We start from the raw sequence: 15,001 nt of genomic DNA, 5'->3' as shown, positions 1-15,001 counted from the left end.
GCATGGTGCCGTGCGGACCGGCCGCGGGGAAGACCCGGTTTCTGTCGGCGGTCGCTTCTAGGGTCTTCGGCATGCGGCGTGTGGAACTGGGGCGGACCGGGTTGACGGTGAGCAGGCTGGGGCTGGGGCTCGCCTCCATCGGCGGGATGTTCGCCGCGGTTCCGCAGGCGCAGGCGGTCGCGACCATCGACTGCGCCTGGGAGCTCGGCGTCCGGCTCTTCGACACGGCTCCGGTGTACGGGTACGGCGTCTCGGAGCAGCGGGCCGGGCTCGCGCTGCGCGGGCGACCGCGGGACGACTTCGTGCTCTGCAGCAAAGTGGGCCGGCTGATCGAGCCAGGCGGGCCGGACATCCAGCCGATCTGGGCGGACCCGCCACCTGGTCTAGGTCCACGGCTGGACTATTCGTACGGCGCGGTGATGCGGTCGTTCGAGGCGAGTCTGGAGCGGATGGGCATCGACCGGATCGACGTTCTGCACATCCACGACCCGGACCTCGACTACGTGGCTGCGTCGACCGAGGCGATGCGGGCGCTGGCCGAGCTCCGCGGGCGCGGCACGATCCGCGCGATCTCGCTCGGGGTGAACCACGCGGACGTCGCAGCACGGTTCCTCAGCGAGACGGGTGCGGACGGCCCCGACTGCATCCTGCTCGCCGGTCGGTACACGCTGCTCGACCAGTCCGGGGCCGACGAGCTACTACCGCTGTGCGAGAAGTACGGCGTGAGTGTGCTCGCGGCCGGCGTGTTCCAGGGCGGCGTACTGGCTGACACCGCGGACGGCGCACCGCATGGGTACGCCCGAGTGCCAGCTGCACTACTGGAGCGGATCGCGCGACTGCGGGAGCTGTGCCACGAGTACGACGTACCGCTGCTGGCTGCCGCGGTCCAGTTCCCGCTCACGCATCCCGCCGTGCCAGCGGTCGTGGTCGGGGCACGAAGCCCGCGGGAGATCATCGAGGTCGCGGGGTGGATGGAGCATGAGATCCCACCCGCGTTCTGGACAGCACTAAGGTCTGCCGTATGAGGTACATGCTGCTTCACAAGACCAACGACAACCTCGAGGCCGGGAACCCGCCGGACCCGGAGATGCTGGCCCGGGCGGACGCGGTTCTCGAGGAGATGCGCCAGGCCGGCGTACTGCTCGTCGCCGAGGGGCTGATGCCGAGCGCCCGCGGTGCCCGGGTGACGTTCCCTCGCCCCGGCGAGCCGCGCGTCATGGACGGGCCGTTCACCGAGACCAAGGAGCTCGTCGCCGGGGTCTCGATCATCCGCGTCGACTCCAAGCAGGAGGCGGTCCAATGGGCCCTCCGCTTCGCCGAGGCCGACCCGAACACGCCGATCGACATCCTCGAACTAGCCGGCTAGCGTCACGGGCGCCGTCAGGCGGATTACGTGAGGATGCCTTCCTCGGCGGTGACCAGGGAGTCGATTCCTTTCAGGACAGGTTGGTGGCGGCCCACGTGGTGATGTCTTCGTGGCGGATGGCAGCGGCCATCAGATCGGGGAAGCGGTCCGGGGTGCAGGCGAACGTCGGGATGCCGAGCGCGGTCAGCGCGGCCGCGTTCTCCGGGTCGTACGACGGCGTACCCGAGTCGGCCAACGCCAGCAGGGCGATCACCTGTACGCCGGACTCGGTCAGAGTGCGGGCGCGACGGAGCATCTCCTCGCGGACGCCGCCTTCGTACAGGTCCGAGATCAGCACCAGCACGGTCTCGGCCGGCTTGGTGACCAACTCCTCGCAATACGCGAGCGCGCGATTGATGTCCGTCCCGCCGCCGAGCTGAGTCCCGAACAGTACGTCGACCGGGTCCTCCAACTGATCGGTCAGGTCGACGACCGCGGTATCGAAGACAACCAGCGACGTCCGGAGCGTGCGGATCGACCCGAGCACCGCGCCGAACAGCGACGCGTACACCACAGACTCCGCCATCGACCCCGACTGGTCGATCGCCAGCACGATGTCGCGCTGGACACTGTGGTTGCGTCGCGCGTACCCGACCAGCCGGTCAGGCACGATCGTGCCGAGCGCCGGCGAGAAGTGCTTGAGGTTCGCGCGGATGGTCCGGTCCCAGTCGATGTCCGAGTGCCGCGGCCGACCGGTCCGCCCAGCCCGATCCAAGGCGCCGGTGACCGCGGCCCGGGTCCGCTCGGCCAGCCGCGCCTCCAACTCGGCGACGACCCGCCCGACCACCTCACGCGCGGTCTGCTTGGTCTCCTCCGGCATCACCTCGTTGAGCGCGAGCAACGTGCTGACCAGGTGCACGTCCGGCTCGACGGCGCCGAGCAGCTCGGGCTCCATCAGCATCCGCGTGATGCCGAGCCGCTCGACCGCGTCCCGCTGCATCACCTGTACGACGGTGCTCGGGAAGTACTGCCGAATATCCCCCAGCCACCGCGCCACCCGCGGCGCCGACGAACCGAGCCCGGCCGACCGCCCCGGCCCCTGCTCTCCCGGCTCCGCGTCGTACAGCGCGGCGAGCGCCGCGTCGACCGACCGGTCCTGCGTGGACAGCGTCGTACCCGTCTCCGGCTCGGCGTCGCTGCCCAGCACGAGCCGCCAGCGGCGCATCCTCTCGTCGTTCATGAGACCCCCAGCAACTGCGCGACGACGGGCAGCACGGACGCCGCCAGCTCGGTGTCCAGGTCGTTGTCGTCAGCAACAACCAGCGCGGCCGGGTCGGCGAGGGCGCGCGCCCGCGTCCCGATCGACCGCCGTTCTGGCGACGCGAAGGTGCCGAAGGTACGGCGGAGCAGCGGCAGCACCTCGACGAACGCGTCGTCCGGGATCGCACCCAACCACGCATCCACCAACGCCAGCAGCCGTTCGTCGTGCACCAGCAGCAGACCGCCACCCGCGAGGAATCCCTCGACATACCCGGCCGCATCGGCGGTCGGCGTACCCGGGGACAGCGAACGCCCCAGCCGCAACGCGACCTCGTGATCCGGCAGCCGCGACGTGTCCAGCATCAACCGGGTCAGCCGCCCGCGGATCAGCGGCGGCACCGAGGTCCGATCGCTCAAACCCTCCAAGGTGTTCAGCCACTCCGACCGCACATCCTCGGCCAGCAAGGCGGTCGCATCCTGCACACCGTCGATCAACTCCTGCACGGCCGCAGCCGCATCGGGATCAAGACCATGAACGGTCCGCCCGAGCCCGGCACAGATCCGCGACACCATCCGCCCCGCAACAGCACCCAACCCGGCTGTGTCAGTCCCGCGTACGTCGCCGTACCGCGAAGAGCGCGCCAGCGCGGGCAGCGCGGCCATCAGGTGACCGACATCGGCATCGGCCGCCGCACGAGTGTCGACGCCGCGTAGCAACTCCGGGAGAGCGTCCTCGAGGTCGGCCAGCAGAGACTTCTCCAGAGCCGCGGTGACATCGGCCAACGTCGATGCGTCGCCCGCAACGCGCAGCATCACGGTGGTCGCGGCACCGATCACCGTCGTACCGTGCGCGCCCGCAGCGACCAGCTCGACCTCAAGGCCTGGATCCCAGGTCATCCGCCACATCTCGCGGAACGTGCCCTGCGCGCGGCGCTCATCGGTCGCCGGAACACCCCAGTGCACCCCGAGAATCCGCAACCGGTGCAGCAATCGCGACTTGTCGAGGTCGTTCGGCTTCCGCAGATCGAGCTCGATCACGCGCTCGGTCGCGTCCCGCTTCATCCGCAGCCGCCGCGCCTGCGCCGCAAGGTCCGCCGCCACCGGCGCCTGCGGCGTCTCCACCGGCACCGACCCCAGCAGCTCACCGACCACCGCTTCCCGGGTGACCAGATCAAGCAGTACGTCGTTCCCGCCGCACAGCACTGCCCGCGTCGCCTCGGTGACCTCGCTCAACCCGGCCAGCGGACGTCCGCGCAAGGCCGCCAGAGTGTCGGCGAGCCGGACTGCCTCGATCACGTGGGCGCTGGAGACGGGGAGGTCCTCGGCCCGCAGTACGCGAGCGACCTTCGACAGCCAGCGGGTGGTGATCTGGTCCGGCGCGGTGAACAGGTGGTGGTACCAACCGGGTGACGTGATGCCGGCGCCGTACCCGCTCGCCGCCGCCAGCCGCCCGTGCGTCCACGGCACCCAGGTGCACGCAACCTTCCGCTTCGGCAGGCCCTTCAGGATCCGCTGATCGTGTGTTGCGGGAGGCAACGGAATCTCGAGCGCCGGCACGTGCCAGGCGCCGCAGATCACCGCGATCCGCTCGTACCCCTCACGCAAAGCCTTGCGCAGCACGGTCCGCATGTACGCCTCGCGCTGCGCCTCCCGACCGGTCGCCTCCTCGCCGTGCCGCAACTCACGCATCGCGTCGGCGATCACCGTGAACGGCTCGGCCCCCTCACGCCGCGACTCGATCACGTCGTCCCACCAGCGCTCGGGATCGTCGTAACCACCCGCGTTCGCCAACGTGGCCAGCGGATCGATCGACATCGCCCGCCGCCCGTCACCACCGGACGACGCGAACTGCTGCGCGGCGGGCAGGTCGCAGAACCGCACCGGAACACCGGCATCCAGCGCGTACTTGATCGCCTGCCACTCGGGACTGAACACGGCGAACGGCCAGAACGCCGCCCGGGTCGAGTCGTCGACCGCGTAGGCCAGCAGCGCGACCGGTGGCTCCATCTCGTCCGACGCGGCCAGCTCCACTACCTTGTCGGCCTCCGGCGGTCCCTCGATCAGCACCACATCCGGCTGGATCTCGCCGAGCGCGGTCGCCACCGCCCGCGCCGACCCCGGCCCGTGATGCCGAATCCCCAGCAGGTGAACAGTCATCCGTTGAGCTCTCGGCAGGCTCGGTAGAACGGTGCCCAGTCGTCCCGTTCGCGGACGACGGTCTCCAGGTACTCCGACCAAACCACGCGGTCCGCCGACGGATCCTTGATGACGGCTCCGAGGATTCCGCCGGCCACGTCGGTCGGACGCAGTACGCCGTCCCCGAAGTGCGCGGCGAGCGCGAGACCACCGGTGACGACGCTGATCGCCTCCGCGGTGGACAGCGTGGCCGACGGGGACTTGACCGCGGTCCGGCCGTCCTCGGTCCGGCCCGATCGCAGCTCGCGGAAGATCGTCACCACTCGGCGGATCTCGTCAAGCGCGTCGTCCGGCTGCGGCAACTCCAGCGCCGACCCGAGCTGCGCGACCCGGCGGGAGACGATCTCCACCTCATCCTCGGCGGAGTCGGGGAGCGGGAGTACGACGGTGTTGAACCGGCGCCGCAGCGCGCTGGACAGTTCATTGACGCCCTTGTCGCGATCGTTGGCGGTGGCGATCACGTTGAAACCCTTGCGGGCCTGGACTTCCGTGGCCAGCTCGGACACCGGCAGCGTCTTCTCGGACAGGATCGTGATCAGCGCGTCCTGGACGTCGGACGGCATCCGGGTCAGCTCCTCGATCCGGGCGATCTTCGCCTCGGTCATCGCCCGCTGCACCGGACTCGGCACCAGCGCCGCCTCACTGGGGCCCTGGGCAATCAACTGCGCGTAGTTCCAGCCGTAGCGGATCGACTCCTCCGCCGTACCCGCAGTCCCCTGCACGAGCAGGGTCGAGTCACCGCTGATCGCCGCGGCGAGGTGCTCGCTGACCCACGTCTTCGCCGTCCCCGGTACGCCGAGCAGCAACAGCGCGCGGTCCGTCGCGAGCGTCGCCACCGCGACCTCGATCAGCCGGCGCGGACCGACGTACTTCGGTGAGATCTCCGTGTCACCGGCCCGTCCACCGAGCAGGTAGGTCACCACCGCCGAGGGCGACAGCCGCCAGGCCGGCGGGCGGGCGCGATCGTCCGCCGCTGCCAGTGCGGCGAGCTCGTCGGCGTACTCCTCTTCCGCGTGCGGCCGCAGTACTTCAGTGGTCATGACAGCTCCTCGTACATCTCACGTCGGAAGATCAGGGTCTCCACCAGCCGCCGGCGCCAGGTGTCTTCCTCGCCGGTCGGCTCCCGGGTGATCGGATGATCCAGTACGTCGGCCGGCGCGGCGCGGGCCGTGATGCTCGCCAGCCGGGCCCAGGCACGGGCGGTGCCCACCTTGGCCAGTTGGTCCAGGATCATGGTCGCGAGCGACGACGGCCACGGCACCGGCAGTCCACCCACCAACTCGGCGACATCCACGGTGGTTCGGAGCGCCTCCACGGCCCGCGCCCACTCGTCCGGAGGCAGCAACCGCAGCAGCTCCGCCGGGCTCCGGCTGCCGGTCGATGCCTCGGACCGCAGCAAACTCCGAGCCCAGTCCGCCGAACCCTCCCGGATCGTGGCTTCCGTCCAAGCTGCCTGCAGTACGTCGGGCGAACAGCCCTCCACCGGTGTCTGCAACCAGCTGAGATCCATCACGGACAAGGGCGTGTTGGCAACGATCTGCAGGAACCACCACGCGCGCTTGCCGATTCCCTCGGGGTTCTCCGAGGTGATCCCGTCGCGCTCCATCGACGCACTCAGCCGCCGCGGCAGGTCAACCGCGATCACCCCCTGGCTGACTGTCAGATGCGACCACATCCGCTCGGCCATCCGTTCGCCAAACCGAGAACCCGGGACGCGCGCGAGCAGTCGGGCCGCGCCCCGGCGTACTTCCTTGGACCGGTCGTCGAGCGCGGCCTCGAGGAAGTCTTCGTCGTGCTTGGACAATCCATCCGTGAGCAGACCGAGGAAGTCCGCACGAGTCGCGGCAGACTCAGTCGGCCAGACCTCGCTCAGCGCCTCCCGGGCCGCGTCCGGATCATGCTGCCGCAGACCGCGCAACCAGCTCCGGCGCTGGATCGCGTTGCCATGCGTCCACAGCTCAGGATCGTTGCTCTCGACAACCGCTGCGTGGAGGAAGCGCCACTCCGGATTCAGATCGGCCAACCACGCGGCCCGCCGACCGGCAGCGGCGATCACGAGCGGCCGGTACTCCGCTCTGTTGCGGGCATAGTCGGCCAACGCCGGAAGGTGTTCCGGCGGCACGCCCCAACCGCGTGCGTCGGCGGTACGCAGCCACTCTCCGAGCGCCGTCGTCTGGAATCCACCAAGCATCGCGGCCAGCCGCCGGATCGCGACCGGTCTGGGCAACGGCCGGTCCTCACCTGATGCCACCGGCAACGGTTCGAGCTCCTGCAGCGGCTTGCGTCCGGCTCGCTTGTAGACGGTCGCGAGCGCGGCCGCGTCGAGCAGACCACCATCGCCCAGCCGTTCCTGGATGTGCTCCGGCAACTCCTCGAAGTGCACCGGCCGTCGGCCTGTACCCAGCAACGCCGAGCTGACCAGCCCGTCCCAGCCCTTCACAGGATCACCGGCCGATCGCGATGCCAGCAGGTCATCGGCCGAAAGCCTGCACGGTTCCACTCGCCGGCGACGGTGACCGGATCGCCTGCCGACACCGCCAGCAGCTTCCACGGATCCACGCCAGGCAGGATCTCCAGCCCATCCCCGGAGTCGTCCACCAGCGCCCATCCCTCGCCGTACTGGGCCGGACGCACGTCCTGCAGGACCAACGGCCAGCGCTCGTTCCAGGGGTCGGCGGCGACGGATTCGACGTACGACGCCAAGGCCTGACGGGCGGTGAGTCCGGTTGGTTTCGGTGCGGGCAGGCGCGGTGCGGTCTGGGTGAGCAGGGCACGCATCGGGAGAGCGCCGGGGTAGAAGGACAGTGCTCCGGGGACGTACTCGCCCGGTCGGGCCGGGAGCGGATCGAGCGGGCGTCCGGCGGCGGCGAAGGTGAGGATCAGGCCGAGTCGTCCGGTTGTTGCCCCACGCAACCAGACACGCCGGACCGTGAGGCGCTCGTCGGGCTCGATCACGCGACCGAGGGCGAGCCAGTCGTCCTCGACCTTCTCCCCTTCGACCAGCACGCGGGCCGTCTCGACAGTCCAGCCGATCCGCGACTGCACGGTGTCGGCCAGCGACGGCGGGAGGTCGGCGAGGCGGCCGTGTGCCGAGACGATCAGATGGATGAGGGACAGCTCCTCGAGCAGCTCACCCGGCCAGCCGTGACCACGGCCGACGACGCCGGCGGCACGACGTACCGCTCCTGCGACTCCTGGCGCTTGCGCGTCCACCATGCGCGCCGCGAGTCGGCTCAGCTCGGTGTACGCACGCTGGTCGAACCCACCCAGTCCCTGCCGGACCTGGTCGTCCAACCAACTCGACAGCTCGGCCATGCCGGCCGACACCCGGTCGGCGCGTCTCGAGGCACGCTGTTGCGCGGCCAGAGGATCGGCGACCTCACCCGGCTTGCGCTCCGGCCGCTCGGCCCGGGCCGCTCGCTGATCCACCCACGAGCTCACCCACTCCGGCTCCTCACCGCCCTGGACCTCGCCGGCCGCCCACAGCAACAGCAACCCGAGCGCATGCTTGCACGGAAACTTGCGGCTCGGACACGAGCACTTGTACGCCGGCCCAGTCGGATCAACCGTGGTCTGGTACGGCGCCTTGCCGCTCCCCTGGCACAGTCCCCACACCGCCCGATCGGACGCCCCGGTCCCGGACCACTTCTCCGGCCGGGCCTGCGACTGTCCAGCCTTCGCGGACGCAGAATCAGGCGCCAGTCCCAGCACCTGCTCCACGTCCCACGGCCCCACGGCACTCCTCGCTCCCGACGCTCTCCCTCGGAAGCATGCCACCCAGCCCCGACATCACCCCGGGCCGGTGGGGCATACGGACAGGAGGTGTCCAGCTCAGTTCCGCACCGAGCCACCTCGGCCACGCCTGGGAACAGCGCTGAGACCCCCACACCTCCTGTCGAGCTGTCCGCGCCGACCTCCTACCCGAAGGCCTGGCGCTCCTGCACCTCAGCGCTCGGATAGCCGTTCCCGGTCGGGCGCGGCGCAGGCGGAGCAGCTGGAGTGGTCGGGCGCGGTGCAGGCGGGGCAGCTGGGGTGGTGGGACCGGGGGTTGGCGGGGGTGGTGGGGTGTTGGAGAGCCCGTCGCGGATGGTGCCGAGGAGACGTTGCTCGACCGCCTCCAGCTCGGCGATCCGGGCCCGGACCTCCTGCTCCTCCGCGCGGGCCTCGGCCAGGACCTGGTCCGCTTCGGACTTCGCGGCCTCGCGGACGTGGTCGGCCTCGGTCTTGGCGGTTTCGCGGAGGTGATCCGCGGTGCGCTGGCTCGCGCTGAGGACGCTGAGTTCGTAGCGCCGCAGTTCGTCGACCAACTCGCCGGCGGGCCGCTGAGAGTCCAGGATGGCGGCAGCCGGTTGGGGAACCCCATCGGGAAGGGCGGACTCCAGGGCAGCGATCTGCTGGTCGACCCGGGTGAAGAGGTCGGCAACGTCGGTGCGCATCTGACGGATCACCGTGGAAGCGGCCTGGACCCGCTCGTTGGCCTCGCGTTCCCGCTCCCGGGCGGTCCGCTCGGCCGAGGTGATCACGTCCAGCGCCACCACAGCCGCCCGCTCCGCCGGATCATCCGGCACCTCAGGAGCGTGGCCGGCAGGCTGCTCCTCCTCCGAAGAGGTCATCCCGACCGTCCGCCGCAGCGGCACCTCGCGGATGAACAGTACGGCGAGCAGGCTGACCACCGCCGAGCACGCCGCGATCACAAAGATCCGCCCGGTCGCATCGCCGTACGCGTGCCGCACGATCTCGGCGACCGGCGCCGGCAACGAGTTGACGTCGAGCACACTCCCGCCACCCCCGCTCTGCGCCGCCGCGGCCGCCTCAGGCCCGAGGGCGCGCAGGTTCTCGGCGATCAGCTCGGTGACCCGGGTCGCCAGCACCGCACCGAGCACGGAGACACCGACAGCACCACCGAGGCTGCGGAAGAACGTGACCGTGGCGCTCGACGCACCGACCTGGCTGACGTCGACGGTGTTCTGTACGGCGAGCACCAGGTTCTGCATCATCATGCCCATGCCGATGCCCATCGACAGCATGCCGCAGCCGACGTACCAGTACGGCGACGTGTGGTCGATGGTCCCCAGCACCGCGAGCCCCGCGGTGAGGAACAGCCCACCGAGCACGAGGTACCGCTTCCACTTGCCGAACCGGGTGATCAACTGCCCGGACCCGACCGACCCGAGGAACGAGCCGAACATCATCGGGATCGTCAGCAACCCGGCCTCGGTGGGGCTGTAGCCGCGGGCGACCTGGAAGTACTGCCCGAGGAAGACCGCGCTGCCGAACATCGCGATGCCGACCGCAAGGCTGGCCAGGATCGCCAGCGCGGTGGTGCGTTCGCGGACCACCTGTACCGGGACGAGCGGCTCGCGCGCATGGGTCTCGACGATCACGGCCAGGATGGCCAGCAGCGCCGTACCGCCCAGGTAGGCGCCGGTCTGCCAGGACCACCACGGGAAGTGCTCGCCGGCGAACGACACCCAGATCAGCGGCAGGCTCGCCGCGCCCGCGATCAGGAAGGCGCCGAAGTAGTCGAGCTTCACCTTGCGCTTGACGAGTGGCAGGTGCAGGTACCGCTGCAGCACGATCAGCGAAAGTACGGCGAGCGGCACACAGACGTAGAAGCACCAGCGCCAGCCGAGCCACGAGGTGTCGACGATGACACCACCGACCAGCGGGCCGGACACGGTGGCGACCGCCATCACCGCACCCATGTAGCCGGAGTACCGGCCACGACTGCGGGGCGGGATCGCGGCACCGACGATCGCCTGCGCGAGCGCCATCAGGCCGCCCATCGCCAGGCCCTGCAGGACCCGGGCACCGATCAGGAACGGGACGTTGTGCGCCGCGCCGGCCAGCGCGGAGCCGACCACGAACATGATGATCGCAAGCTGGACGAGCAGCTTCTTGCTCATCAGGTCGGACAGCTTGCCCCAGACCGGCGTCGACACGGTCATCGCGAGCAGGCTGGCGGTGACGACCCAGGTGTACTGCGTCTGGGTGCCGTGCAGGTCGGCGATGATCGTCGGCAGGGCGTTGCTGACGATGGTCGAGCTGAGCACCGCGGTGAACAGCGCCGCGAGCAGACCGGCCAGGATCTCCAGGATCTCGCGGTGCGTCAGCGCCGGATCCGAGCTGACGGCGGGCGGCGCCGGGCGGTCCTCGGCGTACATCGAGCGGTAGCGGGCGGGAGGTTGCTCGGGGGCGGCGGGATGGGCCGTCGCCGAGTCGATGGCCTCGGTCCGGGTGGCAGACATCGGGTTCCGTTCGTACGCGGGGTCGCTTCGGGGCCGGGGCAGCGGTCAGCACTGCTCCGGGGCGGAAACGGCCGGCACGTGTCCCGGCGTACCTGCGCACGCCCGGACACCGGGTCCTCACCCAGGCCTGGTTATGGTTGCAAGAACCAACGATAAGCCCGCTCCGTCAGCGACCGATCACCGGGCGCCACCATCCGCCCGCGTCTTTTCCTGAGACAACCTCTCCTCGGGAGAGGGTTTTCCGCATACGATCCGGGCTGTTGAGAGATCAACAGCCACCCCGGCGGTGCTGTCAGGGCCCGCCGGGGTTCTCAGCCGAAGGCCCGTACCAGTACGTCGAGACAGACCTGCGCCTCGCCCGCCGCGACCACGAGATTGCCCGGCGCGGACAGCGCCGGCGCGAACGGCCCCATCCACAAGGCGCCCTCGGCTGGTTCACACGACGTTCCGTACACCACGGTCCAGGCCGGCGCACCGGTCGACATCTCGACGACCGTGTCCTCCAGGTTGTCCACCGGACGACCCACCATCGGTTCGAATCCGGCCTCCCGGCAGGCGCCGACCACGTGCTCGAGCAGCCACGGATCGGGCGGCAACCGCAACGGCAGACCCGCCAGATCGACGAGCTTCACGCCGTCGTCAGCCCGGTACGTCGATGGCACCAGGACGGACAGCGGATCGCGCCAGAGCTCGACCACCTGGAGATCGGCCGCAGCCACGTCGCCTCGGACGAACGCAACGTCGAGCTCACCCGCGCGCAGCGCCTCGAGGTGATCCGCGGCCGAGCCGGAGCTGAGCTTGATCTCGATGCCCGGACTGTCCGACCGCAGTACGGCCAGCCCACGCTCGAGCCGATCTCGCAGTCCCTGCGCGGTCCCGATCCGCAGTACGCCGCTCTGTCCGGAAACCAGCTCCGCAGCGACTTCGGTGGCGCGGTCGGCGGCCGCGAGGATCGTCCGTGCCTCGCGCAGCATCCGCTCGCCGTCACCGGTCAGCCGGACGTGGCGGGAGGACCGGTCGAGCAGTTTCAGGCCGAGCTCACGTTCCAGCCGGGCCACCTGCTGGCTGACCGCGGGCTGGACGATGTTGAGCCGCTCGGCGGCCTTGCCGAAGTGAAGTTCCTCGGCGACCGTGACGAAGTACCGCAGCTGCCGTAGCTCCATCGGGGGCCTCCAGCGATCACGAGTCGTTATCGCTGCCCAGCGTAATCGGGTCTTGGTCACCGGTCCCCGGACTCGTTGACTGATGGACATGAGACTCGGACTGTGGATCGACGAAGAGAACCTGCGCATCGACCAGGTGGGCGCGGCCGCGAAGGCCGCCGAGGAGCACGGCATCGACCGGATCTGGTTCAGCCAACGGCTCGGGTGGGACGCACTCACGCTGATCGCGGGCGCGGCGCCGTACACCTCGACCATCCAGTTCGCGGTCGGCATCGTGCCGGTGTACCCGCGGCACCCGCTCGCGCTGGCCGCGCAAGCGCTCAGCGTGCAGGCGGTGATCGGCAACCGGCTGACGCTCGGGATCGGGTCGAGTCACCCGCAGATCATCGAGGGCATGTTCGGGCTGTCGATGGAACAGCCGGCCCGCTTCATGCGCGAGTACGTCGAAGCCCTCGGTCCACTGCTGACCGGCGAGCCGGTCGCCTACGAAGGCGAGAAGCTCACCGCCCGCGGACACATCGAGATCCTCGGAACCGAGGCACCGGAACTCATTCTCGCCGCGCTAGGTCCGCGGATGCTGAAGATCGCAGGCGAGTTGACGGCCGGTACGACGACCAGCTGGGTCGGACCGGAGGTGATCGAGAGCTTCATCCGGCCGACGATCGATCAGGCCGCGTCGGCTGCCGGTCGCCCGCAACCACAGATCATCGCCGGCGCGTGCGTCGCGGTCACCGACGATCCGGATGCGACCCGCGAGTGGATCCGGGCCCACTACGGTCCGGCAGGCGACATGCCCTCGTACAGAGCAGTTCTGGATCGCGGCGGCAAGGCGGGGCCGGAGGACACCGCCGTACTGGGTGACGAGTCGGCCGTCGCGAAGGAGATCGAGCGGTTCGCGGACGCCGGAGCGACCGAGTTCCTGCTCTGCCCGGTCGGCACCGCTGAGGAGCGGGAGCGGACGATCAGGTTCGCGCACGACTATGCGAGCGGATTGAAATGAGTTCGGACGCATTGGCCTTCGCGTGCTCCCGCCAGCCGGGTACGGCGACGTCGAGCCTGGCGAGGTGGCGGGAGACCGCGTCCGGCGGAGTGAAGCAGTAGCCACTACCGAACACGAGACGATCGGCGCTGTCGGATGCGGATGCGCCGGCGGCGTCGTACCAGAGAGTCTGCAGTTGGGAGGCAACGCTGGGCAGACCGCCGGACGGGGGTGTGAACGTTGACTGGAAGAGATCCAGGCGGTCGGCGATCATCGGGAGAGCACCGTCGGGCGAGACGATGAAGCGGATGTCGGGGTAGCGGGCGAACACCCCGGTCAGTGCGAGGTCGGTGACCGCCCGCGCGCTGTCGAAGCCGAACTCGATCATCGGCCGCGGCCGGTCCAGGGCGACCTGTCGCCACTGCGGCGGCGAGGTCGGGTGCAGCAACACCACCGCCGACCTGTCGTTCAGCGCATGCCACAACGGCTCCCAGGACGGCTCACCCGGGTACTGACCGCCCGCGTTGCTCATCAGTACGACGCCATCCGCGTGCAGGACGTCGTACACGTAATCGAGCTCGACCAGGGCGCCCTCGACATCCGGCAGCGGCAGGCTGGCGAAGGAGCCGAACCGTCCCGGATGGTCCCGGCCCAGCTCGGCCGCGGCCTCGTTCATCCGCCGGGCCAGCACCTGCGCCCGGAAGTCGTCGCCGAAGTGCACCCCCGGCGACGACACGGACAGCAGGGCGGTCGCGATCTCGTTCCGGTCCATCAGATCGAGCTGCTTGCGGACGCTCCACTCCGGCCAGCCGGGCATCCCGTCTGGACGAAGATGCCCGGCGCGTTCCGCCGCTGCCACGTACTCCGGCAGCAGGAAGTGCGAGTGGAGGTCAACTAATCCGGTCATGCCGCCGGGTGGAGGAGGTCGTCCAGGCCGATCCGCCGGAGCAGTTCGGCGCGGACCCGGTCAGCCACCCCGTTCACCACTGCGGCACCGTCGTCGGACGGGTCGATGTGCACCCGGAACGGCCGCCGGCCCTTCTCGGTGCCGACCACGGTGACGATCTCCTTGGCGACCTCGGCGACATCGGCCCAGGACGGCTCGAGCTCGGCGAGCTTCTGGCTGACCTGCTCCATCAGACCGGCGTACTTCGTCTCGTACGCAGACACGATGTCCGTGTCGGCCGGCTTGCCGCTGTGGGCGAAGTGGTTGGTGCCGTGGGTGAAAGCGCCGGGTACGAGGATTGTCGTCTCGATCCCGAAGCGGGCGACCTCCAGCGCGTAGCTCTGCGCCAGCGCGTCCATCGCCGCCTTCGCCGCGAAGTACGGAGCCAGGTACGGCGGAGTCCCGCCGCGGGTGCTCGAGCTGCCGACCCACACCATCAGCCCGTCCTGCTGTCCACGCATCTGCGGGAGTGCGGCGCGATTGAGTCGCTGCGTGCCCACCACGTTGGTGTCGTACAGGTCGGCCAACTGCTCCGGCGTGAACGCTTCGGCCGGGCCGGTGACCATGTGGCCGGCGTTGTGCACGAGTACGTCGAGTCGACCGGTCTCACTGACCACCGTGTCGACGGCCTGGCGGCTCGACTCGTCCGAGCTGATGTCCAGCTCGACGGGTCGGAGGTCGACGTTGTGCTCGGCCGCGTACTGCTTGGCGTCGGAGGCGGCGGCCGTGTTCCGGCCGTTGAGGTCGCGCATTCCGGCGTACACGAGGTGGCCGGCGTCGGCGAGGGCGCGGGCGGTGAGGGCACCGAAGCCGCTCGACGCTCCACTGATCAGGACTGTCTTGCTCATGACGGTCTTCCTTTCG

12 protein-coding genes are annotated in these 15,001 nt (G+C 69.9%); 3 read left to right on the top strand and 9 right to left on the bottom strand.

What is annotated here, in order from left to right; translation table 11 throughout:
- The first annotated feature begins 71 nt into the window (after positions 1–71).
- Both E0H73_RS28405 and E0H73_RS28400 read left to right on the top strand, forming a co-directional pair.
- Positions 72–1,025: an aldo/keto reductase gene (locus tag E0H73_RS28405; RefSeq protein WP_131361629.1), complete on the top strand. Its 954-nt coding sequence runs from the start codon at positions 72–74 to the stop codon at positions 1,023–1,025.
- Positions 1,022–1,366 (top strand): YciI family protein, encoded by a 345-nt coding sequence (locus E0H73_RS28400; RefSeq protein WP_131361628.1) that lies wholly within the window; start codon positions 1,022–1,024, stop codon positions 1,364–1,366. Before E0H73_RS28405 ends, E0H73_RS28400 begins: the two co-directional genes overlap by 4 nt.
- Before the next feature lie 70 nt (positions 1,367–1,436).
- Here the strand turns inward: E0H73_RS28400 and E0H73_RS28395 are convergent, their stop codons facing one another.
- The 7 genes from E0H73_RS28395 to E0H73_RS28365 all read right to left on the bottom strand — a co-directional run bounded on the left by E0H73_RS28395 (position 1,437) and on the right by E0H73_RS28365 (position 12,212).
- Complete coding sequence (locus E0H73_RS28395; protein WP_131361627.1) at positions 1,437–2,585, bottom strand: VWA domain-containing protein; 1,149 nt, start codon at positions 2,583–2,585, stop codon at positions 1,437–1,439.
- Positions 2,582–4,762 (bottom strand): DUF5682 family protein, encoded by a 2,181-nt coding sequence (locus E0H73_RS28390; RefSeq protein WP_131361626.1) that lies wholly within the window; start codon positions 4,760–4,762, stop codon positions 2,582–2,584. Before E0H73_RS28390 ends, E0H73_RS28395 begins: the two co-directional genes overlap by 4 nt.
- A complete protein-coding gene (locus E0H73_RS28385) occupies positions 4,759–5,841 on the bottom strand; it encodes an ATP-binding protein (RefSeq protein WP_131361625.1) in 1,083 nt (360 codons plus the stop codon). Before E0H73_RS28385 ends, E0H73_RS28390 begins: the two co-directional genes overlap by 4 nt.
- Positions 5,838–7,241 (bottom strand): DUF5691 domain-containing protein, encoded by a 1,404-nt coding sequence (locus tag E0H73_RS28380; RefSeq protein WP_131361624.1) that lies wholly within the window; start codon positions 7,239–7,241, stop codon positions 5,838–5,840. Before E0H73_RS28380 ends, E0H73_RS28385 begins: the two co-directional genes overlap by 4 nt.
- Entirely contained in the window at positions 7,238–8,536 is a 1,299-nt protein-coding gene (locus E0H73_RS28375; RefSeq protein WP_131361623.1) for an SWIM zinc finger family protein, read from the bottom strand. The genes E0H73_RS28380 and E0H73_RS28375 overlap by 4 nt, the downstream gene beginning before the upstream one ends.
- A gap of 182 nt (positions 8,537–8,718) precedes the next feature.
- Positions 8,719–11,049, bottom strand: coding sequence for an MFS transporter (locus E0H73_RS28370; RefSeq protein ID WP_238164336.1), 2,331 nt, complete (start codon positions 11,047–11,049; stop codon positions 8,719–8,721).
- 311 nt (positions 11,050–11,360) lie between these two features.
- Positions 11,361–12,212, bottom strand: a complete 852-nt coding sequence (locus E0H73_RS28365) for a LysR family transcriptional regulator (RefSeq protein ID WP_165555848.1) — start codon at positions 12,210–12,212, stop codon at positions 11,361–11,363.
- 88 nt (positions 12,213–12,300) lie between these two features.
- Between E0H73_RS28365 and E0H73_RS28360 the strand changes: the two genes are divergently transcribed.
- Entirely contained in the window at positions 12,301–13,212 is a 912-nt protein-coding gene (locus tag E0H73_RS28360) for a TIGR03564 family F420-dependent LLM class oxidoreductase (RefSeq protein ID WP_131361621.1), read from the top strand.
- On the opposite strand, the gene E0H73_RS28355 is transcribed toward E0H73_RS28360, so the two are convergent.
- Together E0H73_RS28355 and E0H73_RS28350 are read right to left on the bottom strand one after the other, a co-directional pair.
- Positions 13,175–14,098 (bottom strand): amidohydrolase family protein, encoded by a 924-nt coding sequence (locus tag E0H73_RS28355; protein WP_131361620.1) that lies wholly within the window; start codon positions 14,096–14,098, stop codon positions 13,175–13,177. The two genes, E0H73_RS28360 and E0H73_RS28355, sit on opposite strands and share 38 nt — an antisense overlap.
- Positions 14,095–14,985, bottom strand: coding sequence for an SDR family oxidoreductase (locus E0H73_RS28350; protein ID WP_131361619.1), 891 nt, complete (start codon positions 14,983–14,985; stop codon positions 14,095–14,097). Before E0H73_RS28350 ends, E0H73_RS28355 begins: the two co-directional genes overlap by 4 nt.
- Between the last annotated feature and the right edge of the window lie 16 nt (positions 14,986–15,001).

The organism is Kribbella pittospori, assembly GCF_004331465.1.
In the GTDB taxonomy this organism is placed as follows: Bacteria; Actinomycetota; Actinomycetes; order Propionibacteriales; family Kribbellaceae; genus Kribbella; species Kribbella pittospori.
This window is presented reverse-complemented; position numbering and strand designations above follow the sequence as displayed.